Source organism: Pseudomonas sp. KBS0710 (assembly GCF_005938045.2).
Taxonomy (GTDB): Bacteria; Pseudomonadota; Gammaproteobacteria; order Pseudomonadales; family Pseudomonadaceae; genus Aquipseudomonas.
On the sequence record NZ_VCCF02000001.1, the window covers coordinates 3,004,130 to 3,025,813 of the forward strand.

At 60.9% G+C, this 21,684-nt stretch carries 22 protein-coding genes; 5 read left to right on the plus strand and 17 right to left on the minus strand.

Annotated elements, in window-relative coordinates; all coding sequences use genetic code 11:
- Positions 1–106: 106 nt before the first annotated feature.
- From FFI16_RS13605 to FFI16_RS13625, 5 genes are all read right to left on the minus strand, one after another.
- Entirely contained in the window at positions 107–1,360 is a 1,254-nt protein-coding gene (locus FFI16_RS13605; RefSeq protein WP_138815865.1) for an OprD family porin, read from the minus strand.
- Between the two features lie 122 nt (positions 1,361–1,482).
- Complete coding sequence (locus tag FFI16_RS13610) at positions 1,483–3,126, minus strand: ABC transporter ATP-binding protein (RefSeq protein ID WP_138815864.1); 1,644 nt, start codon at positions 3,124–3,126, stop codon at positions 1,483–1,485.
- Positions 3,123–4,001, minus strand: coding sequence for an ABC transporter permease (locus FFI16_RS13615; protein ID WP_138815863.1), 879 nt, complete (start codon positions 3,999–4,001; stop codon positions 3,123–3,125). The genes FFI16_RS13610 and FFI16_RS13615 overlap by 4 nt, the downstream gene beginning before the upstream one ends.
- Positions 3,998–4,939, minus strand: coding sequence for an ABC transporter permease (locus FFI16_RS13620; RefSeq protein ID WP_138815862.1), 942 nt, complete (start codon positions 4,937–4,939; stop codon positions 3,998–4,000). Before FFI16_RS13620 ends, FFI16_RS13615 begins: the two co-directional genes overlap by 4 nt.
- A gap of 2 nt (positions 4,940–4,941) precedes the next feature.
- Positions 4,942–6,504, minus strand: a complete 1,563-nt coding sequence (locus FFI16_RS13625; RefSeq protein WP_138815861.1) for an ABC transporter substrate-binding protein — start codon at positions 6,502–6,504, stop codon at positions 4,942–4,944.
- A gap of 379 nt (positions 6,505–6,883) precedes the next feature.
- On the opposite strand from FFI16_RS13625, the gene FFI16_RS13630 reads away from it, so the two are divergent.
- Positions 6,884–7,798 (plus strand): LysR substrate-binding domain-containing protein, encoded by a 915-nt coding sequence (locus FFI16_RS13630; protein WP_138815860.1) that lies wholly within the window; start codon positions 6,884–6,886, stop codon positions 7,796–7,798.
- A 24-nt stretch (positions 7,799–7,822) separates the two neighbouring features.
- Positions 7,823–9,250 (plus strand): serine hydrolase, encoded by a 1,428-nt coding sequence (locus FFI16_RS13635; protein WP_138815859.1) that lies wholly within the window; start codon positions 7,823–7,825, stop codon positions 9,248–9,250.
- Between the two features lie 837 nt (positions 9,251–10,087).
- Here FFI16_RS13635 and FFI16_RS13640 read toward each other — a convergent pair.
- Genes FFI16_RS13640 through FFI16_RS13655 form a run of 4 tightly spaced genes read right to left on the minus strand, consistent with a single transcriptional unit; the run spans position 10,088 to position 11,930 of the window.
- Positions 10,088–10,582: a periplasmic heavy metal sensor gene (locus FFI16_RS13640; RefSeq protein WP_138815858.1), complete on the minus strand. Its 495-nt coding sequence runs from the start codon at positions 10,580–10,582 to the stop codon at positions 10,088–10,090.
- Positions 10,579–11,010 (minus strand): hypothetical protein, encoded by a 432-nt coding sequence (locus FFI16_RS13645; protein WP_138815857.1) that lies wholly within the window; start codon positions 11,008–11,010, stop codon positions 10,579–10,581. The genes FFI16_RS13640 and FFI16_RS13645 overlap by 4 nt, the downstream gene beginning before the upstream one ends.
- On the minus strand, positions 11,007–11,585 hold the full coding sequence (locus FFI16_RS13650; protein ID WP_138815856.1) for an RNA polymerase sigma factor: 579 nt from the start codon (positions 11,583–11,585) through the stop codon (positions 11,007–11,009). Before FFI16_RS13650 ends, FFI16_RS13645 begins: the two co-directional genes overlap by 4 nt.
- 33 nt (positions 11,586–11,618) lie before the next feature.
- A complete protein-coding gene (locus FFI16_RS13655; RefSeq protein ID WP_138815855.1) occupies positions 11,619–11,930 on the minus strand; it encodes a YXWGXW repeat-containing protein in 312 nt (103 codons plus the stop codon).
- 217 nt (positions 11,931–12,147) lie between these two features.
- On the opposite strand from FFI16_RS13655, the gene FFI16_RS30490 reads away from it, so the two are divergent.
- The gene (locus FFI16_RS30490) at positions 12,148–12,288 is read left to right on the plus strand and encodes a hypothetical protein (RefSeq protein WP_178112676.1); all 141 of its coding nucleotides are present in this window, start codon (positions 12,148–12,150) and stop codon (positions 12,286–12,288) included.
- On the opposite strand, the gene FFI16_RS13660 is transcribed toward FFI16_RS30490, so the two are convergent.
- Positions 12,285–12,533, minus strand: a complete 249-nt coding sequence (locus tag FFI16_RS13660) for a DUF1652 domain-containing protein (RefSeq protein ID WP_138815854.1) — start codon at positions 12,531–12,533, stop codon at positions 12,285–12,287. The two genes, FFI16_RS30490 and FFI16_RS13660, sit on opposite strands and share 4 nt — an antisense overlap.
- A gap of 246 nt (positions 12,534–12,779) precedes the next feature.
- On the opposite strand from FFI16_RS13660, the gene FFI16_RS13665 reads away from it, so the two are divergent.
- A complete protein-coding gene (locus tag FFI16_RS13665) occupies positions 12,780–13,724 on the plus strand; it encodes a sensor domain-containing diguanylate cyclase (RefSeq protein ID WP_138815853.1) in 945 nt (314 codons plus the stop codon).
- A gap of 288 nt (positions 13,725–14,012) precedes the next feature.
- Here the strand turns inward: FFI16_RS13665 and FFI16_RS13670 are convergent, their stop codons facing one another.
- The 5 genes from FFI16_RS13670 to FFI16_RS13690 all read right to left on the minus strand — a co-directional run bounded on the left by FFI16_RS13670 (position 14,013) and on the right by FFI16_RS13690 (position 17,569).
- Positions 14,013–14,273, minus strand: coding sequence for a hypothetical protein (locus FFI16_RS13670; RefSeq protein ID WP_138815852.1), 261 nt, complete (start codon positions 14,271–14,273; stop codon positions 14,013–14,015).
- A gap of 3 nt (positions 14,274–14,276) precedes the next feature.
- Positions 14,277–14,723 (minus strand): GNAT family N-acetyltransferase, encoded by a 447-nt coding sequence (locus FFI16_RS13675; protein ID WP_138815851.1) that lies wholly within the window; start codon positions 14,721–14,723, stop codon positions 14,277–14,279.
- A gap of 83 nt (positions 14,724–14,806) precedes the next feature.
- Positions 14,807–15,715: an AraC family transcriptional regulator gene (locus tag FFI16_RS13680; RefSeq protein ID WP_138815850.1), complete on the minus strand. Its 909-nt coding sequence runs from the start codon at positions 15,713–15,715 to the stop codon at positions 14,807–14,809.
- 36 nt (positions 15,716–15,751) lie between these two features.
- On the minus strand, positions 15,752–16,447 hold the full coding sequence (locus tag FFI16_RS13685) for a fumarylacetoacetate hydrolase family protein (RefSeq protein WP_138815849.1): 696 nt from the start codon (positions 16,445–16,447) through the stop codon (positions 15,752–15,754).
- Positions 16,448–16,513: 66 nt separating this feature from the next.
- Complete coding sequence (locus FFI16_RS13690) at positions 16,514–17,569, minus strand: AbrB family transcriptional regulator (RefSeq protein ID WP_138815848.1); 1,056 nt, start codon at positions 17,567–17,569, stop codon at positions 16,514–16,516.
- Between the two features lie 106 nt (positions 17,570–17,675).
- Here FFI16_RS13690 and FFI16_RS13695 point away from each other — a divergent pair, with 106 nt between their 5' ends.
- Positions 17,676–18,575, plus strand: coding sequence for a LysR family transcriptional regulator (locus FFI16_RS13695; protein WP_138815847.1), 900 nt, complete (start codon positions 17,676–17,678; stop codon positions 18,573–18,575).
- A 13-nt stretch (positions 18,576–18,588) separates the two neighbouring features.
- On the opposite strand, the gene FFI16_RS13700 is transcribed toward FFI16_RS13695, so the two are convergent.
- A complete protein-coding gene (locus FFI16_RS13700) occupies positions 18,589–18,918 on the minus strand; it encodes a hypothetical protein (RefSeq protein WP_138815846.1) in 330 nt (109 codons plus the stop codon).
- Between the two features lie 90 nt (positions 18,919–19,008).
- Positions 19,009–21,501 carry a TonB-dependent siderophore receptor gene (locus FFI16_RS13705; protein ID WP_138815845.1) on the minus strand — a complete coding sequence of 831 codons (2,493 nt, stop codon included), beginning with the start codon at positions 21,499–21,501 and terminating at the stop codon, positions 19,009–19,011.
- Between the last annotated feature and the right edge of the window lie 183 nt (positions 21,502–21,684).

Consider the following 21,684-nt stretch of genomic DNA (forward strand, 5'->3'; position numbering starts at 1 on the left):
AAATACTAACGAGACCAAGTGATCGCCGGTAAGGGCGGCCACCGCTATCTTGATCTGATAATCCGATCACGGTGGGAGCCGGCAAGCCCGCTCCCACACTGAGGGGTTACCAGAGCGCCAGGGTGTACCCCAGCATCACGCGGTTCTCGTTCACATCATTGAAGTAGTTGCCCTTGCTCAGGGCGTTGCGCCAGCGCATCGACACGCCTTTGAACGTGCCGCTCTGCACCACATAGCCCAGGTCCAGGTCGCGCTCCCACTCGCGGCCTTCGCGGTTAAAGCCGAGCACTTCGGCCGAGTCGCCCTTGGCGTACTTGATGCCGAACAACAAGCCTGGCAAGCCGAGGTCGGCAAAGTTGTAGTCGTAGCGCGCATGCCAGGCACGCTCGCGGGTCTGGGTGAAGTTGCTGAACTGGTACTCGGTAAACAGGTAGCTGATGGAGCCGTCCAGGTAGGTAAACGGCGTGGTGCCGTACTGGCGCTGGTAACCGCCGCCGATGCTGTGACCGCCGTACTGGTAGGTAAACCGTGTGCTCAGCGCACTGTTGTCGACGTCGCCGGCCAGGCCCGCGCCGTCCTTGTCGGAGTTGAAGTAGCGGATATCGGTTTTCAGCGTGCCGCCGCCCAGGCCGAAGTTGTTTTTAAAGCCCACGAATTGCTGCTGGTAGATGCTGTCCAGCGCGGCATAGTGGTAGCTGAGCAAGGTGTTGGGCGTCAGCGAGTAATCGCCGCCGGCAAAGCGAAACTTGTCGCTCAGGGCCGTGCTTTTGTAGACCTTGCTGACGGTGGTCAGCTTCATGTCTTCGTAGTTGGTGGAGTCGCGGTCCTTGGCCTGGTCAATCTGACCGAGGGTCAGCTTGAGGTTGCTGATATCGTTGGACACCAGTTGCGTACCGTTGAACGACTGCGGGAACAGGCGACTGGTGTTGGGCTGCAGGATCGGCAGGTCCGGCACCAGGTAACCGATGCGTAGTTCGCTCTTGGCGAAGCGTGCCTTGGCAGTCACGCCGAGTTTGGAGTACTCGTCGGAGACATTTTTGTCGCTGTCACGCTGTAACAGGCCAGTACCGGAAAGGCCTGGGCTGGAGTCGAGTTTTACCCCCAGCATGCCGATCGCATCCAGGCCGAAGCCCACGGTGCCCTCGGTAAATCCGGACTTGATACCCAACAGAAAGCCTTGGGCCCACTCGGCGCGCATCGACTGCGATGCGTTCTCGCGGTAATCACGGTTGAAGTAGTAGTTCTTCAATTCCAGCGTACCGCTGCTGTCCTTGATGAAGTCGGCCTGGGCGGCGAACGGGATCATCCCGCTGCTCACGACGCCTACGCCGGTGATGAGTTGAGTCAGGGATTTTTTCATTTTTTTAAGCTCCTGGCAGTCGGTTTGGGGGTGTTTTTATTGTTCTTCGGGCATGGCTTCGCCGTTCGCGCAAATCAGCGATTTGCGCGGCGGGTAAAGTCAGCTCTGGTTTACAGCTCTGGCTACAGCGCTAGCGGAACGGGGCCTTGGCGGATGCGATAGCCACCGTTTTCCAGTTTCTCCAAAGGGCTGGCAGCGGCCAACAGCTTGCGGGTGTAAGGGTGTTGCGGGCGGTCGAAAATCTCATCGCGCGCGCCCATTTCCACCACCCTGCCCTCGCTCATCACCGCCACCCGGTGCGCAATGCGCTCCACTGCCGCAAGGTCGTGGGAGATGAACAGGCAGGCAAAGCCATACTGCGCCTGCAGGCGTTCGAACAGCTCCAGAATCTGCTTCTGGATGGTCATGTCCAACGCCGAGATCGGCTCGTCGGCAATCACCAGCCGTGGGTGGCGCACCAGCGCGCGACCAATCGCCACGCGCTGGCGCTGACCGCCGGAGAGCTGATGCGCGAAGCGCTCGACAAACTGCTCGGCCAGGCCGATATCCACCAGGGTTTTCGTCACCCGCTCACGTTTTTGCTCGGCGCTCATACCGGGCACGTGGCGCAGCGGTTCGGCGAGGATGTCGCCGATCTTCATGCGCGGGTCGAGGGACGAATACGGGTCCTGGAAAATCATCTGGCACTGCAGGCGATGTTCACGGTTGCCGGACTTGAGAATGTCCACGCCTTCAAACTCGATAGCGCCGGCACAGGCTTTATTCAGGCCGACAATCGCCCGGCCCAGAGTGGTTTTGCCCGAGCCACTGCCGCCCACCAACGCCAGGGTTTCACCCGGCGCGATACTCAGGTTCGCCGAGTGCACCACGCGCTTGAACTGGCTGCGCCCCCAAAGGCTGCGCGGGCCAGGGTGTTCGATGCACACATCCTTGACCGTCAGCAGCGGGCCATTGGCCTTGGGCAATGACGCAAGCACGCCACGGCGGGGCAAGGCTTCGAGCAATTGCCGGGTGTACTCGGCCTTGGGGGACAACAGGATTTGTTCGATGGTGCCCTGCTCCACCGCGCGGCCTTCGCGCATCACCACCACTTTGTCGGCGTAGCGCGCTACCAGCGACAGGTCATGGCTGATAAACAGAATCGCCGTGCCCTGCTCGCGGGTCAGGTCGAGCATCAGCTTCAATACATCCAGTTGCGCCAGGCAATCCAGGGCTGTGGTGGGTTCGTCGGCAATCAGCAGAGCCGGGCGCAGCAGCATCACCGAAGCGAGCATGATGCGTTGGCGCATGCCGCCGGAAAACTCGTGGGGAAACGCCGCCAGGCAGCGTTCGGCGTCCTTGATGCCGATATGGCCAAGCATTTCCAGACTGCGCGCGCGGATTTGCTGCTCCGTCAGTTTGGTGTGCAGGCGCAGGCCCTCGGCCATCTGCTCGCCGATGCTCATCGAGGGGTTGAGCGAGACCATCGGCTCCTGGAACACCATGCCGATCTTGGCCCCACGCAGTTGCCGCAATTGCTCCGGCGCAAGGCTATTGAGGTCGTGACCCTGGAAGCGCACCTGGCCGCCGCAATGCTGCAGCGGCGGTGGCAGCAGGCCAATGGCGGCGCGGGCGGCCATGGTCTTGCCGCTGCCGGACTCGCCCACCAGCGCCATGATTTCGCCTGGAGCGATGGTAAAGCTCAAGTCATTGACCGCCAGCGGGCCGTGGGCGCCGACGCGGATTTTGAGGTGATCGACGGCCAAGAGTACGTCAGTCATGTTCATTTACTCATCCGTGGATCGAGGCGGTCACGCAAGGCGTCACCACACAGGTTGAACGCCAGCAGCGCCATGGCGATGCAGACCCCGGGAAACAGCCCCAGCCAACTGGCCGTGGCGATATACGGCCGGCTGGCCGCGAGCATGTTGCCCCAGGTGGCGGCCGGTGGCGGCACGCCCAGGCCGAGGAAGCTCAAGGCGCTTTCGGCGAGGATCGCCCAGCCGAACATGCTGGTGGCCAGTACACACACCGGCGCCACGCAGTTAGGCGCAATGTGACGCAGCATGGTGTACAGCTCGGAGTTGCCGATCACCCGCGAGGCTTCGACAAACTCCTTCTCGCGCAGCGACATCACCGTGCCGCGCACCACCCGCACCACCGACGGTGTATACGCCAGGCTCAATGCGAAGACGATGCCGTACAGGCTCGGACCGATGATCGCCATCAGGCCCAGCGCCAACAGGATGCCGGGAAATGCCAGCAATGCGTCGTTGATCATCATCAGGCCACGGTCGACCCAGCCGCGCAGGAAACCGGCGAGCAGACCCAGGAAGGTGCCGGCGACAATCGCCATGCTCACCGTCAGCACACTCACCCACAGGCTGGTGTGTGCGCCGATCATCAAGCGGCTGAGCACATCGCGGCCGTATTCATCGGTGCCCAGCAGGTGCGCGGCGGTGGGTGCCTGCAAACGCGCCAGCAGGTTCAGCGCCAGCGGATCGTGGGGCGTCCACACCAGGCCGAGCGCGGCCATGATCAATAGCAAAGCCAGCAAACTCGCACCTATCAGCGCGTTCAACGGCGGCACACGCCAGGCCCTGGGGGCGCGCGCAGGCGCCGCCAGCAGCACCTCGGGAGCAACAGGCAGTGGCTTATTCATAACTTAACCCTGGGGTCGAAGAGCGGGTACAGCAGGTCTACCAACAGGTTGACCAGCACATAAACAAAGGTCACCAGCAGCAGGCAGCCTTGCAGCACCGGGTAGTCCCGGGCGTAGATCGCGTCGACCATCAGCCGCCCGATGCCCGGCAGCGTGAACACGGTTTCGAGCACGGCGATGCCGCTGAGCAGGTTGCCGAGGATCAGGCCGATCAGGGTCAGCGTCGGTGCAAACGAGTTGCGCAAGGCATGCCGCCACAACACGGCGCGCTCCGATAAGCCTTTGGCGCGGGCATGGGTGATGTACTCCAGGCGCAGCACTTCAATAGCACTGGCCCGCGCCATGCGGGTGATCGCGCCCAGCTCCACCAGCGTCAGCGTCACAATCGGCAATACGATAAAGGTCACGGCCTGCCAGAGTGACTGGCTGAACGACACATACCCCACCACCGGCAACCAACCCAGCTTGATACCGAACGCATACAGCAACAGCAAGCCGAGCCAGAAGCTGGGAATCGATAGCAGCAGCGTCGCCGTCGAGACCACGCCAAAGTCCAGCGCGCTGTCCTGCTTCCAGGCCGCGAGCAGGCCCGCCGGCACGGCGATCAGAGCCGCCAGCAACACCGACACCAAAACGATCCCGGCGCTCACCTGGAAGCGATCCAGAATCAGCGGCAGCACCGCTTCATTGGTGGTGATCGAATGCCCGAGGTCGCCGCTGAGCACCGCTTTAAGCCAGATCACAAACTGCACCGGCAGCGGCTGGTCCAGGCCCAAAGATGCACGCGCAACTTCCAGGCTATGGGCGTCGGCCATGTCGCCGAGCATCAGCAGCGCCGGGTCACCCGGCACCAGGCGGATGATCGCGAACACCATCAGCGAGATCAGCAGCAAGGTCGGAATCGACATTGCCAGGCGTTGAGAGATAAAACGAAACATCCTTAATTGCTCCCGGAAGCGGGGACGCTGACGGTCCACAGGCGCGGCTTGGACACCGGCCAGGTGCGCAGGCCCTGCACGTAATCACGGCTGGCGGCAATCGCGTTGCCGTTGTACATCGGGATCAGCGGCACGTCCTTGAGCATTTGCTGATGCAGTTGGTCGAACAGCGCCTGGCGCTGGGTAATGTCGCCCTCGCGCTGGGCTTCGCGCAGCCAGTGACGGGCGTCGGGGTTGTCCCAGACTTTGCGGGCTTCCTTGTCCTTGTCGCCGGTCATCGAGTCAAAACTCAGGGCTGGGTCGAGGCGCTCGGAATACGGGAACGCCATCATCTGGTAGTTGCCGCTCTGGTAGCGCTCCAGCTGGGTGCCCCACTCCAGGGTTTCCAGCTCCAGGTTGATGCCGCTGGCCTTGGCCATGGCTTGCACGAATACGCCCATGTCGAAGATCGCGGCGTAGCGTTTGTTGACGATCAGCTTGATCAGCTCGCCCTTATACCCAGCCTCACGCAACAGTTGCGCGGTCTTGGCCGGGTCGAAGGTGTAGCCCTGGTCTTCGACGCCAGTGTGGTAATGACTGCCCCGCGCAACCATCGAGTTGTTGGCCTTGGAGCGGCCACCAGTGAGGGCTTCAACGATCTGCGCGGAGTCCAGGGCGTGAGCGATGGCCTGGCGCAGGCGCACATCTTTAAGCAGCGGGTCGCGGGTCTGGAACAGCAACGCATTGACAGACATGGTGCCGCTGGAGGTCACGCGCACGCCGGGGTTGGCGGCAAGCTCGGTGGCGTCCATCGGCGTCACATCAATCAGCAGGTCGACGTTTTTCGACAGCAACGCCGCCTTGGCCGCCGCCGGGTCGGGGATCACCAGCAAGCGCACACGGTCCAGGCTGGTGGTTTTGTTGCCGGTGTAGCCGTCAGGGTCTTTTTCATCACGCGAGGTGTAGCTGGCATTGCGCAACAACTCGATGTATTGGCCGGGCTTCCACTCGCCCAGCTTGAACGGGCCGGTGCCGATCGGCGCCTTCCACGTGCCGTCGGCGTTGAGCGAGTCGGGTGACAGAATGCCGCTGCCACCACACTCCGGCAGCGCGGTGCTGGTGAGGAACAGGCCATTGGGCTGGTCGAGGGTGAACACCACGGTGAGCGGGTCGGGCGCGCTCATGTCGGTAATCTTGGCGCCGCCATGCCCGTCGAACTCCGACGCACAGCGCCATTGGGTCTTGGGGTCGAGGAAGCGTTTCCAGGTCCACAGCACCTCGGCGGACGTGAGTGGCTTGCCGTTCTGGAATTTCACCCCGCCGCGCAGGTGGAAGGTGTAGCGCAAGCCGTCGTCGGAGACTTGCACGTCCTTGGCCAGCAGCGGGCCGACGGTCGCGTCCTCACGAAACGCCACCAGCCCTTCGGTGATGTGCATGATCACCGCGTCAGAGTTGGTGTCGCGGTTCACGCCCGGATCGGTGCTGCGGATATCGGCGTTAAGCGCCACCTTCAAGACGCTTTCAGCCTGGGCAGTGCCCATCAGCGTCGCAGACAAGGCGCCTGCCAGGATTAAAGTCTTGTTCATTGATAAATGCACCTTAAGTGTTCCTTACGCATGGGTTCGGACGCTGGCAGGACCCAAAAAGAGGCACGGCCGAACTCCTGAATAGTTGTTGTTGTTTTAGTCGCCGTTCACGGTCGGCGAATGTTCCTGGGCCGATCTTATTCTTCACGCGGCAAGCTTGAGAAGAACGCTCCAGGTGATCAGGCTCGGCCAATCCGATCACCCACCAGTTTTGCATTACTTAGCCTTGAGCCTACCGAAAAATCAGGGGTGGGAGCTGGTTCCAGACGATCAAAAATAATGAACCTGATCGGTCAAACCGATCTGTGCGCACCTATAGTCATCAGATAAGCTGGCAGGCATTCAATGGTTTAAACGCTGCAACCTGAGGCAGTCCTTCATGACACTCACCCATCTTCGGGCGTTTTGCGCTGTGGTTGAAAAAGGCAGTTTCCGCTCTGCCGCACGCCAATTGGACGTGGCGCAAAGCACCCTGACCCAGTCAATCCAGACCCTGGAAAAAGAACTCGGCGTGGTGCTGTTGCAACGCTCGAACCAAGGCATCAACCTGACGTCGGCCGGTGAAGTGTTTCTGGTGCGCGCGCGCTCCATCACCCTGGACTGCGAACGCGCCCTGCTCGACCTGCAACCCTGGAAAGGCGAGCCCGAAGGCAGTATTGCCCTGGGCGTGACCTCCGAACCGCTGGCCGAACTGTTGCTGCCGGTGCTGAGCAACTTCACCCAGCGCTTCCCGCGCATCCAGGTGCATGTGGCCAGCGACACCACCAAAGGCCTGGTAGAAAAAGTGCGCGACGGTCGCCTGGATTTTGTGCTGTGCCCACTGGCGCCGACGGTTACCGACATCGACCTGGCCATCGACCGCCTCTACAGCTCCAACGCCGGCATCATTGCGCGCAAGGGCCACCCATTGGCCCAGGCCAGATCCGTGCAGGCGCTGGTGGACTGCCAGTGGATCAGCGTGCGCCCCTCCGGCGTGGTCGGCGGCGCCGAAAACCGTCTGGTGGAGCTGTTTCGCACACAGGGCCTGGCGCCACCGAAAATTGCGATCACCACCGACTCGCTGCTGGAAACCCTGCACATCGTCTCGGAAACCGACTACCTGACCATCGAGCCGCGCATGCTGCCGGGGATGAAACTGTTTTCCAGCGCGCTGACCACCATTGCGATCGAGGAACCCCTGGCGGCGCGCGATGTGTGCCTGATCAGCCGCCGTTCCTCGCCGTTGACCGGCGTCAGCCAGGAACTCACCAGCATGCTGATTTCCTATTCCCGGCTGGTGCATCGCAGCCGTTGAACCTCCCTGCTCAAGAGCTTTTTCATGCCTTTAACTTCCTACGATGGTTTACCGCGTGCCAGCGCCAGCAGCCTTGGCGTTGACCCTGACCGGGTGATTGCGTTTCTCGATGAGGTCAAGGCTGCCGGGCTCGATCTGCACGGTTTCATGTTGCATCGCCATGGCCACGTCGTTGCCGAGGGCTGGACCTGGCCGGTCGACCCCAACGAGCCGCGCGTGCTGCATTCAATGGCCAAGAGTTTTACCGGCTGCGCCATTGGCCTGGCCATCGAAGAAGGCTTGCTAAAGCTGGGTGATCGGCTGGTGACGTTCTTTCCCGATGAAGTACCGGACGATGCTGACCCGCGCCTGGCCGAGATGACCGTCGAACACTTGCTGACCATGCGCACCGGGCATGCCGCCAATACGTCCGGTTCGGTGTGGCGCGGTATCGCCACCAGTTGGATCGCGGAATTCTTCAAGATCCCGCTGGCCTATGCGCCGGGTACCGAATACGTTTACACCAGCGCGGCCAGCTACATGCTCTCGGCGCTGATCAACCGTGTCACCGGACAGACCTTGCACGCCTACCTCAAGCCGCGCTTGTTTGCGCCGCTGGATATTCATAACGAAACCTGGGACATCGGCCCGGATGGCGTGAACCCTGGCGGCAATGGCCTTATGGCGCCGGTCTCGGCGGTGCTGAAGCTGGCGGTACTGCATGCCCAGGATGGCGTGTGGAAGGGTCAACAGCTGTTGACTGCAGCCTGGGTCAAAGCGGCGACGCAGCCTCAGGGTGGGCCGAACAGCCGCTACGGCTACCACTGGATGATGAAACCCGCCGGCGCTTTCAGCGCGCTCGGCGTGTTTGTGCAGATGGCGGCGGTGTACCGCGAATACGGTGCAACGCTGGTGCTTGTAGGCGGGATGAAGAACTCGGCCGAAATTGTTCCGTTTATCGAACGGCACTTTCCGGCGGCGTTTGACGGCGATGCAACGCCCGATGCGGATGCACGGCTGCAAGCGCGTTTGGCGAGCATGGCGCAGCGACCGTCGCTGGTCTCGGCCTGCGCGGCACCTGCCGATTCGAAGCGGGTGTTTTTAATGGCTGAGAATGGGCTGGCCGTGCGGCAGTTGTCGTTCGATTTCAGCGCCGATGTGCTGACCTTTGAGTTGACCGACAGCCACACGACTCACCGCCTGACCGTCGGTATCGATCATTGGCGCGCAGGCACCACCAGCATGCCTGGCCGCGCCTTGCATCACGGCTATGAATTCAACGCCGCGCAGATCGTCGCCGGAGCTCGCTGGCTGGATGCGGTGACGCTGGAAATGACCTGGATCTACCCGCAGACGGCGTTTCGAGATCGCGTGATCTGCGTGTTTGAAGGCAATGGGGTGAGCGTTGCGCGCACCGTGAACGTCAACAGTGCGCAGCGCGAGCAGCAAGTGCTGATTGGCGTGTTAGCCTGATCGCTTCCACCGGCTTTGGTAACATCTACCAGCAACGCCTGTTCTCCCACGACCTCGTCTGCCTGATCGGCCGCCACCACCACGTCACCGGGCCACAGCTGAGCCTGGAAGAGTTCTGCACCCTGGAACACGTGCAAGTGCGCGATGGCAGCCGGAGTCAGGAGATGTATCAGTGGCGCATATTTATGAGAAACACGCGGCAGTCAGGATGATTGAACCGCCGGTGGGGATTCCGGGGTATAGCTTGAAGCACCATTGGCATGCGCGGAATCAGAAGGATCCGCGGCATGTGTGGTTGAGGAAGGTAGTGGTGGGGATTTTTGCCGAGGCGTGATACCGAGGTGCCTGTATCGCAGCGGTTTGACGACTCGTCACGCCAGCGCCCACAGAAGAGCGGACCGGTGAAGCTATGAGCCTCACTCGGTCAGACATGTGGGAGCTGGCTTGTCGAATCGTCGCACCGCTGCGATAGCATCAACTCAGTGTGCCTGATGCACCGAGGCGTCTGCATCGCAGGCAAGCCAGCTCCCACAGAAAAGCAGCTCTCCAGTGCATGCAAATCCGCAGCCGACCTCATATTCAAAACCGCATGCGGTCAACTGTGGGAGCGGGCTTTGGATTTGCACTTGATCTGGCTTTTGATTCAACCACTCAGGTCGGCTTTCAGGCCGCCGTGCTCTGCTTTTGGAGTGGTGGGGCGTGTTCGGGACAACCACATGGGTTACACAAAAGTAGCCCTGACCGCAGCAACGGATATGTACTCCGAAACACCGCCATCGCAGACAAGCCAGCTCCCACACTTAAATCGCATTGCATCAGCCGGATGTGAGCAACCGCTCAAGAACGCGGTCTAGCCCCCGCCACCTGCTGCAGCTTCTCGCGGTTTTTAGCCTGCCCACGCTGGTACAGCGCCTCGACCAGTTGCTGCCGCTCATCCTGGGGCAAATTGCTCGCGAACTGCGCCAGCGTAGCGTCCACCAACGCCCGCAACGCCACATCCGCCTCGCGGGCCTTGGCCAGTTCAGTCACCAGTGCATCGCGATCCAGCGTCGGCGCTTCGAGCTGCTTGATCACCCCCAGGCGTGCTTCCCGGCCGGCCATGATAAGCGGCTGGCTGTCGGCACGGTTGTGGCGCAACAACTGACGCAATTCCTTGCGCCGCTCCATCGGCAACTTGATCATCGCCTGGCGCAACCCATGCTGGTTAACCACCGCTTCGGCAGGCTTGACGGTTGCCATCCAGTGATAGAGGCCGCCGCCCACACCGCCGATCAAAAATACGTTGAGCAATACCGAAAAGACCAACCAGGGTTTAAGGGATGTTGGGGTCATTGCTCGGTTTCCTCGGCGTTGACGGTGAAGACGACATCGGCGTCGCCCTGATCGAAGACGCTGGGCAGCACGTCGGATGACAACATCGGCAACGGCACACTCAGTGACGCCACCAGTACCCCGGCGGCAATCCCGGCAATGCCCACGCCCACCAAGCCTGCGGGCGACAGCCAGTTGGCATAGCGCGACCAGAACGACACTCGCTGTGGCACGGAGTCGCGAATCTGGCGTGCAAGCGCCGGGTCATGGAAAACCAGCTGATGGCTGTCCAACTGCGCATCGAGCCAACTGACCTCGCGCAACGCCTCGCGGGCGCGGGGGTTGCCGCTGTCGAGCAATGCCTGGGCAGCGGCTCGTTCGGCGCTGGGCCAGCGATGCAGGCTGGCTCCATAAGCATCAGCCAGGTGCGCAAAGCGTTCAGGTGTCATGGTTTTCCCCTTCCTGGGCGGGCGAGCCCGGGTGTGTCGGCAAGTTGGCTGCGCAACTGGCGTCGGGCCCGCGACAGCAGGCTCTCCAGTGCCTCGACGCTGATGTTCATCAGGGCCGCGGCGTCGATGTTCGACAGCTCCTGGTAGTACTGCAACACAATGGCTTCGCGCTGGCGCTCGGGCAAGGCCGCCAGGGCGGCGGCCATCCTTGCACTGCGGTCCGCAATTTCCAACTGCTCATCAGGCGACGGTGCGCTGTCCGCCAGCTCCAGCACCTCGTCCTCATTTAACGCAAGCGCCTTGCGCCGGCGCAAGCGGTCATGGCACAGGTTGAGTGCCACGCGGTGCAGCCAGGTGTCAAACCGCGCTTCGCCGGGGCGCCAGTTGGCCGCCTGGCGCCAGATGCGCAGGAAGCTTTCCTGGGCCACGTCCTTGGCTTCGTCGGCATCCCCCAACAGCCGACTGGCGAGCGCCAGCAACCGTGGCAGCTTGCGCGTCACCATTTCGTTGACGGCCGCAGGTTCGTTGTTGCCGATACGCGCCAGTAGCTCAACGTCCGGATCAGTGTCTTTCAATCAGGTAATACTCGGTCCGGGGGCTAAGAGGTTTCAGCGGATCCAGTGCCCTTCGCGCCAGTACCAGTTGGGGCCACGGGATTCCCAGTGCCCAGGCTCCCAGCGCGCGTTACGCACCACTTCCTGCCAGTGGCCCGGCACCCAGGCATACGCGCCGCGTTCCCATCGCCAGTGGCCACGGTCCCAGACAAAGCCTGGGCGTTCAGCCGGGATCACTTCAACGCGTTCGGCCGGTGGGGCCTGGCGGATGATCACTTCGGTCTGGGCAAAGGTCGGGGTGCTGACAAGCGCGGCTAAGGCCAGCGGGACCAGCAAGGCGTAGCGCAATTTGGCCAGTGGGTTCATGGCAACTCCTTCATACGGCGCACGACAATGTTCGCCTCTGATGGGTTGAACGCTGGGCACAGGAAAATCCGTCGCGAGAAACCCAAGTTTTTTCTCGACGCTGGAAGTATTGCTCAGGGGATGAATACGCTGGATGAAATGTTTGAAAGCATCGCGACGGATTTGTGCAGGTGGCTGCGTTCAAGACGTAACGCAGAACACACAATGAGGAAATATCATGACCCGTCGACTCTCTATGCTGGTTGCCGCCCTGCTGATTGTCAGCCTGAGCGGCTGCGTGATCCTGCCCGAACACCGGCATTGCTGCTGGCGCTACTACGGTGCGGTCGACACCTCGACCAGCAGCGTGAACAGCTAGCCTACCGCCGCAAAACCTCGGCGCCCGGCCTTGATCTCGGTGCGCAGTTCGCCAATAAGGTTTGAGATGGCACGGATGCTGTCCAGGCCTTGGGGCGAGACCCGGGTCAGCAACAGATCGACGCGACCCGACGTCGGCTCGAACACGCTGATGCGCAGCGAGCCGTCGCTGTTGAGGCTGCAATCACAGGCCAGCGGCATGAAGCCTGTGGCCATGATCTTATTGAGTTCGTCGATCGCAATCATGCTGAGCCCCCGTCCCTGGGTTCGACCCTGTGGGTGTGATGCAACCAGCATAGATAAGGTTTTGCCTGCTACTGAACAATTAATTCAAAAGTGATACCTGCGCCGCATTTTGCCAGGTAAACGCTAGTGCGCTGGCGCCAAAAAGCCAGCACACAACCTCTCGTCTGCTGCTTTGGCAAGGGCTTGACTCACGATCTGTATCAAAAGACGCTCTTGGCTTTTAGCCATCACCCCGAGCCGCCCGCCATGAGCATTGCCCCCCCGACCCAGCCCGACAGCGACGTGTACAAAACCCTGCTGGAGTCGACTAACGCCATCCCGTGGCGCATCGACTGGCAGAGCATGACCTTCAGCTACATCGGCCCGCAGATCGAAGCGCTGCTGGGCTGGAGCCCGCAAAGTTGGGTGAGCGTGGATGACTGGGTCGAACGCATGCACCCGGACGACCGTGAATACGTGGTGAACTTTTGCGTGTCGCAATCGCGCGCCGGCGTGGACCACGAAGCCGACTACCGCGCACTGACGGTCAACGGCGACTATGTATGGATCCGTGACGTGGTGCATGTGGTGCGCAAAGGCGGCGAAGTCGAGGCCTTGGTCGGCTTTATGTTCGATATCAGCGAGCGCAAGAAAACCGAAGAGCACTTGATCCGCCTGCAAAAACAACTGGAGGAATATTCCTTCCAGGACGGCCTCACCGGCATCGCCAACCGCCGCATGTTCGACACCGTGCTCGAACGCGAATGGTCCAGTGCCCTGCGCAGCCAATTGCCGCTGTCGTTGATCATTCTGGATATCGACTTTTTCAAGCAGTACAACGACCACTACGGCCATATCAAGGGCGATGAAGCCTTGCGCCAGGTGGCGCGGACCTTGTCCCAGGCGGCCAACCGGCCACGGGATTTTATTGCGCGTATCGGCGGCGAGGAATTTGTGTGGTTGCTGCCCGAAACCGACGCAGCCTCAGCTCGGCAAGTGGCGCAACGCTGCCTGCACCTGATTTGCCAGCAGCAGATTGAACATGCCGTTTCGCCGGTCTCCAAGTTGCTGAGCCTGAGCCTGGGGGTGGGCACGCATACCGTGACGCCCAACAGCGACCTGCTGGCGTTCGTCGAGTCGGTCGACAAGTTGCTGTACCAGGCCAAACGCAATGGACGCATGCGCGCAGAGTTTGCCGAGAGTGAAGTTTGATATCGAGGTCAAATTGCGCGCAAAAAAAATCCCAAGTAGCTGATGGAAACTTGGGATTTAAAAATGCATAAACCGTGGGAGGTGAACGCCCGGCTATAGTAACGACTGTAAAAACCTGTAACAAGATTATTTTATTCCTTTCGTCGGATTAAAAGCCGCGTAAGTCATTCAATAACCACATAATTTTTAAGGTACCCAATCCATAAAGTGCCACTTTTTGGTGCAATAAGCCTATATAACCCTTATCACTTCGTGGCTATATATCCATTATTCAAATGGGGTTATTGCCTATAACGGCGCTACACTCTCGCTGTAACGCTTTCTGAGTTGCTTACAGGCCTCAAGCGATTCCAGAGCGGTCGTCGAAGTGGCGCGGGCCACACTTTCAAGGTGTTGGCACAGCAGCAGGCGTTCGGCCGCCTCTTCCCGTTCCAGGTCGACCTGAGCATTGAAGCGCATAAACAAGACGCCCAGCAGCACCGCGGCGCACACAACCCCGATCGCCGCATAGCGAAGGCCGTTGTTGGACGGAGGTTCTGCCGGGTTCATGATTCAGGGCGCCCTGCTCTTTTCATAGCGCACATCGTCGCCATCGACCCGGTCCACCTGCGTCCAACCCAAACGCTGATAAAACCCGTTGGCGCGGATCTCATCGCGCCCATCGGTGATCAGGTACAGCGTCTGGTGGTGCTCAAACAGCGCGGCTTCAGCCACCGCCATCAGTTGGCGGCCCAGACCCCGGCCTTCATAGGCGGGCAGTACGAACATCGCAAATACCTCGCCGCTGTCAAAGTTGACCATCGAAAAAGCAGCCGGCTCGCCCTCCACTTCTGCCAGCCAGACACACGGCGCTTCGCGGATGCTGTCTGCCAGCACCTGTGGCGTAATGCCCAGATCCGCCATCTGCTCACGGCTCAAGTGGTTCTGCACCACGGCGGTGCGAATGGCGAACAACGTGTCGATATCCGCCAACGTCGCCAGCCGAATAAGGGTTTGCATAGATGCCTCCTCCGGGGATGCACGCAATTGTATGTAAATAGAAACACAGAGATTGTCGTGGATTTGTAAGAGAAGGCACTCGACTACAGGGGTTTTGCCTGTTGTTGACGCCGAAACTGCCCTGGCGCCAGGCCATGGGCCTTGCGAAAACAGCGGGAGAAATACGCCTCGTCGGTAAACCCGCAACGCAGGGCAACGGCACCGATCATCTGCGCGGAGTTGAGCAATAAGGTGCGCGCCAACTGCATGCGGCGGTCGAGCACCCACTGGGAGAAGGGTTTGCCGGTTTCTTTGCGCAGCAAATGGGTAAGGTAGTTGGGTGACAGGAACGCAGCGGCCGCAGCGTCGGTAAGATTAAGGCTCGGCTCGTGCAGATGCTCGCGGATATAGCCGTGTACCCGTGCCAACGCGTCTTTGCGCCCGCGCCGGGTGGCGTTATTGGCGGCGAACGCCTGCAAGGGTTCGGCGTACTGCTGGCAAACCAACCCGATCAGTTGGAACAAGTAGCCCTTCAAGCGCTCACGGGCGCCGAAGGTACGTTGGGCGTCCAGCGTGCGCATATGGCCGAGCCAGGTGTGTACTAGCTCAAAGTCCGCGTCGTCAAGGATGAAGTCCAGGTGTTCCTGAAAACGAAACGGTGACAGCTCCGGCGCCTGGCTGATGGGAATGTCTTCCAGGTCCAACGGATCGCAGGTGAGCTGTGGCAGGAAGAACGCCTGGCTGAAGTTGATCAGCATGAACTCGCCGTCTTGCGGGTGGGGAATTACATGCAGGCGATGGGGCAGGATAAACGCCATGGCTTTGTGCGGGAACGGACGCACCGCGCCGCCGATATGTTGCACGGTGTCGCCGCCCAGGTTGATCTGGATCTGGAAGTACTCATGCCGATGCGGGCTGGTCAGCGCCGCCCGCCCGCGCTTGTCGCGGATATAGAAGTCGGGGCGGTCGCTGCGTTGTTCCATGCCATAGGTGGTGACGCGGGTGCCTGGCATAACGGTCTCTCGAATGGCCTGGGCACCACTTTAGCCTCAACCCTGGCTCAGGGTGAAACTCAACTGGCCGATGCCGTCGATGCCGGCGGTCACCGCATCCCCACGCTGCAACGCGCCGACGCCCGCCGGGGTGCCGGTAAAGATCAGGTCACCGGCCTTGAGCGCCACGGATTTTGAGGCGTAGCTGATGATCTCGCTTACCGACCAGATCAGGTCAGCCAGGTCGCCGACCTGGCGCTGCTCACCATTGACCTTGAGCCAGATCTTGCCGCTGGCTGGGTGACCAATGACGCTCGCAGGTTGTAAGGCGCTGCTGGGTGCCGATTCATCGAACGACTTGCCCCAATCCCACGGGCGTGCGAGTTTTTTCGCCTCGGCCTGCAGGTCGCGACGGGTTAAGTCGATGCCGACGCCATACCCCCATACGTGAGACAACGCGTCTTCTGAGCTGATGTTCACCCCACCCGTGCCGATGGCCACCACCAGCTCCACCTCATGGTGCAGGTCGGCGGTCAGTGGCGGATAAGCGATCACGCCTTCGGCCGGCACCACCGCATCCGCCGGTTTCATGAAGAAAAATGGCGGTTCGCGATCCGGGTCATGCCCCATTTCGCGAGCGTGTTCACTGTAGTTGCGGCCCACACAGAACACACGGCGCAGCGGGAAACCTGCGGCGCTGCCCTGTACGGCCAGGGATGGAGTTGGCGCGGGGGTGAATACGTAATCAGTCATGGCCTGTGCCTCTTGGTTTACCTGGCGCCAGTATGGCCAGCAGCGCCAAGGCAAAGTTGGACAGGCTTACGCAGATTTTGCACTGGCCGGTGTTTGTATCCGCAACGCTCGATCAAGCCAGCGATACAGCGGCAGGCAGGCGGCCTGGATCAATAACATGCGGATAATCTGCATCGCTGTCACCAATGTCACTGCCAGCCCAAGCGCCTCGGCGGTCAAGCTCATTTCCGGCGCACTACCGGGCATCATGCCCAGCGCCAGCGACAACCACGAGTATCCCAAACCGGCACCCAGGCCCCATGCGGCCACTGCGGTAGCAATCACCGAGCCAGCCAGCAGCAACAGCACCTTCAACAAAAAACCGGGGGCGCGGCGTAAAAAGCTGCGGTCGAACGTGGCGCCCAGCGCACACCCTATCAACAGTTGCCCGCAGCCACTGAGCCAAACGGGCATGCTCATCGACAGATTGTTGCAACCCACACCGACCGCACAGATCAGCAGCGGCCCAAACGTCCAAGGATTAGGCAGGTTGCAACGCTTGAACGCCAACGCCGCCAGCAAGCCCATGGCCAGGATGAAAATCAGCCACGGCCAGACCACCGGCAACGGCGTGCGCACAACGCTATGTGCCACGCCAAAGGTTGCGACAGCAGGCACTGCCAGCAGGATGAGCAACAACCGCAGACTGTGGGCGGCGGCGATGAAACTGGTGTCGGCCTGGCGCTGCTGGCCCAGGTGCACCATCTCGGTGGAATTGGCAGGCATCAAGGCGAAAAATGCGGTGGGCAGCGGTACGCCCCACCGATGCAGGACCAGTACCGAGCACAATGCCAGCACCAGCGTCAGCAGGACAGCCATGCCGATCAAGCCAAAGTGGGCCGCCACTTCCTGCATGACCGGCAACGTGAAGTGGCAACCGATGGCCACCGCCACAATCAACTGCCCGGCTTTGCGCCCGTGAGGTATTTGCGGTACCAGGCCGCCGCCACAACGTGTCAGCAAAACTGCCAGCAATGAACCTGTAACCCAAGGCAACGGCCAGCCCGCCCAGTGGGCAAGGCCGCCGCTCAAGGCACCGACGATCAGCGTTACAGGCCAGTAAAAGCGAGGGTCACGGGGCATGATGAAATCCGACATGGAGAAGAATGCCGACAGGTTATAGACTTGCGCTCATCACAAAAAATATCCATTTGTGAAGCCTATTATCATTCTTTGTTATGTGAGCCCTATGAATCTTAAAGCGCTGGAGTACTGCGTTGAGATTGCTCGCCAAGGCAGTTTCACTAAAGCCGCGCAGGCCTTGCACGTAGCCCAGCCGGCCCTGAGCATGGCGGTCAGTCGCTTGGAAGATGAGTTGGGGGTGGCGCTGTTCAACCGGGCCACACGCCAGATCAGTGTCACGGCCGAAGGCCAACTGTTTCTGGCCCATGCCGAAAAATGTTTGCAGGGGCTCGCCGGCGCTCGCCGCGAACTGCAGGACCTGGACCAATTGCACAGCGGCGAAATCCGCGTCGGCGTGCCGCCCATGTACGGCATCCGGCACATTCCCGAATTGCTGATGCAGTTTCGCGCGCGCTATCCGGGGATTGCCATGCATGTGGTGGAGGGCAGTGCCGATGACATCAGCGAACGCCTGGCCACACGCAACATTGACGTGGCGCTGCTGGAGTCACGGCGGGTCAATCCGCAGTGGCAATCGGAATGGCTCGGCAGTGATGAGATGGTGCTGTGCATGAACCAGGAGCATGCATTGGCCGGGTGCGCCTCAATCCCGGCAGAACGCTTGCAGGGCCAGGCCATGCTGGTGTTCGACAACACCTTCCTGCAACGCCACCTGCTGGATGCTTTTTGCAGCAACGCCTGCGTGCAGTTCAGCATTGCCCTGGAAAGCAACTTCGTGCCGTTGGTGATCGCCGCCACGCGCAACGGCATGGGCGCGTCCACCCTCTTGCGTTCGGTTCAAGTCCAGGAAGCGGGACTGGTGGGTGTTTCATTCGAGCCCGCACAGTTCATGCATTTCAACCTGTGCTGGCGCGCCAACGAGTACCTGTCGCAGGCCAATCGGCGTTTTATCGAAATAGCCCGAGCGTTTTTCCAAGAGGACGCCGGTTCGCCGCTGTCACGCTGAACCGACGCAGCGATCATTTACGCGCCACTTTGTAGCGCAGGCAATCCTGGTAAAAACTCTGGCGGATGACCTCGGGCTTGAGCCGTGAGCGGCTGTCGTAGGTCTGCTCGGTGATGCCCATGGCCATCATGCGCATCCACGATTTGCTGAACTTGATGGTCTGGATCTTCTGCCGCGCGGCATACAGCGACACGCCCGACAGCTTGAGTTCCTGAGCCCTGGCGGCGGTACCGGCGCCCCAACTGCACATGTACTTGTCGCCCTCGCGCAACTCCCGTGCCTGCACGCTCGCTGCGCCGCCAGCCAGGGAACAGGCGATCAGCATCATTCCAACAGTGCGCATTTGCATCCCCACCTAACCACCTGAAAATAAAAGTGATTTTGGCGGGGATTTTGTTACAAAGGGGCCATTAAATTGCCTTATCGGCAATTATCACCACTGGTAAGTCGCACTCGCCTGCACGGTACGCTGCGAGCCATACCAGCACCACGAATAGGAGTAGCAAGAGGCCACGTATTCCTTGTTTGCCAGGTTGGTGGCGTTCAGCGCCAGGCGCAGGTTGTCCTTGGGGTTGGCGATATTCGGGATGTCATAGTGCACCGCCGCATCCATCAAGGTGTAGCCCGGCACCTTCAGGGTGTTGGCGGTATCGCCCCAGGACGACCCCACATAGCGCGCGCCGGCACCCACGCCGAAGCCCTTGAGCCGGCCGTCGTGGAAGGTGTAGTCGGCCCACGCCGAAGCCGTATGGCGTGGCACGCCGTAGGTGGTGGTGCCCTCTACGGGAATTGCCGGCCCGGTGCCGACATCGCTGATCGGCGCGTAGCGGACAGTGCTGTTGGATTTGCTCGCGCGGTTGTCCAGGTAGGCATAAGCCGCAGTAATGTCCAGGTTGTCGTTGAGGCTGGCCTTGCCTTCCAGTTCAAAGCCACGGGACTGTTGCTCGCCGTCCTGGATCTGGCAGCGACCACTGCCACACAGGTGCGTCGGGTCCGGGTCCATGGTCGGCACGTTGGATTGGCGCAGGTCGAAAATCGCCGCGGTGATAAAGCTGTTGCTGCCCGGCGGCTGGTACTTGATGCCGACTTCGTACTGTTTGCCTTCGGTGGGCTTGAACACCGACCCGCCGTAACCCGTGCCCGATTGCGGGTTGAACGACTCCGCATAGCTGGCATACGGCGCCAGGCCATTATCGAACAGGTAAACCAGGCCAATGCGCCCGGTGAACGCCTTGCTGTCCAGAGACGACTTGCTCTTGGCGCCGGAGCTGATGGTTTTGGTGGTGCTGTCGGTGCTGGCCCAGTCATAGCGGCCGCCCAGCAACAGCACCCATTGGTCCCACTTCATTTGCTCTTGCAGGTAAACGCCGGTCTGCTCGCTGCGCGCGGTAGCGTCGGTGATGAACGCGGGCGTGGTGACCGGCGCGCCGTAGACCGGGTCGAAGATATCCAGGTTCGGGCCACTGCCATAACCGGTTTTGGTGTCGGTGCGGGTGTTCTGGTAATCGAGCCCCATCAATAGCGTGTGCTGCAACGGCCCGGTGTCGAACTTGGCCTGCACCTGGTTATCGAGGGTGTAAGCGTCCATGTCCACATCGGCAGCGATGGTCGAGCGCTTGGAGGTGCGGTAATCACCCATCAGGTAGCTGTTGTAGATGCTGCGATAGACGCCCTCGGCGCGCAGGTAGCGGGCGTTCTGGCGCACCGTCCACACGTCGTTGAAGTGATGTTCGAAGGCATAGCCAAGGGAATAATGCTCGCGGTCGCTTTTCTCGAAATTCTTTTCACCGTCATAGAAGTCCACATCGATCTTGCGTCCGGTAGGGCTGCGCAGCACCGAGCCCCAGGCCGGCACCGACCCGTACGACGCGCCCTTCGGGTCTTTCTGGAAATGCCCGAGCAAGGTCAGCGAGGTAGCCTCGTCCGGGCGCCAGGTGAAGGCACTGGACAGCGACTGACGGCGGGTTTCGGTGTGTTCGACCTGGCCATCGGCGTCATCGAACAACCCCGCCACGCGGTAGGCATACACACCTTGATCATCAAGCGGGCCGCTCAGATCGAAGGTGGTGCGCTTCTTGTTGAAGGTGCCGTACTCCACGCCGACTTCATGAAACGGCGTGTCCAGTGGCCGTTTGGTGACCATGTTGATCACCCCGCTTGGCGTGCCCTGCCCGTACAGCACCGAGGCCGGGCCGCGCAGCACTTCGACGCGCTCCAGGTCGAAGGCGTCTTTCTGTGGCAAGGCATCCCGGCTGGACGGCATGCGCAGGCCATCCAGATAAGTAGCCGGGGCGAAACCACGGATGGTCAACTGATCAAGACGCGAGGCCGTAGCCCCACGGGTTTCAGGCACCACAGCAGCGCTATAGCGCAGGATCTGGTTGAGGCTTTCGGCGTTTTGCGCACGCATCTGATCCTTGGTGACCACCGAAATCGACTGCGGCGTCTCGATCAGCGCGGTATCGGTCTTGGTGCCCGACAGGCTGCGGGTGGCGACATAACCCGCCACCGGCCCGGTCGGGCTTTCGCCCTGATAGGCGCCGCTGATGGTGGTGGCCTGCAACTGCATGGCGCCGCCATCGTCCGGGATCGCTTCGAGGCGATAGCGGTCGGCAGAGATCTTCAAGGCCTGCAAGCCACTGCCCGCGAGCACTTGCGCGAGTGCCACGTCAGTGTCGTATTGCCCGCTCACGCCGTTGCTGTGCTTGCCGCGCGTCAAGCCTGGATCAAACGCCAGTACCAGCCCGGCCTGCTCGGCGAGGCTATTGAGGGATTGGCTCAAATCACCGGCAGGAATCGAGAACCGGCGCAACGCGCTGCCGGTTTCTTCGGCAAAGGATGGCTGGACAGCGAACAACGGCACAGCGGCAAAAGCCATCGCCACTGACAGGGCCAGTGGGTGCAAGGGACGAGCAAGGCGCGACATGGGAAATCCTGCGTAATGGAGGTTCTATTAACCATGACGGGCATGTCGCGAAATCGGGCAAGGATGAGAGTCATTTTTATTTGAGTTGCTCTATTGCAATGCGCCGGATCGATTTTTTGCGTAGTCCTTCGGGATAGTTTTTCGCGTTTTTTACCCGTACTGCGTCATCCCATTCTGATTTTT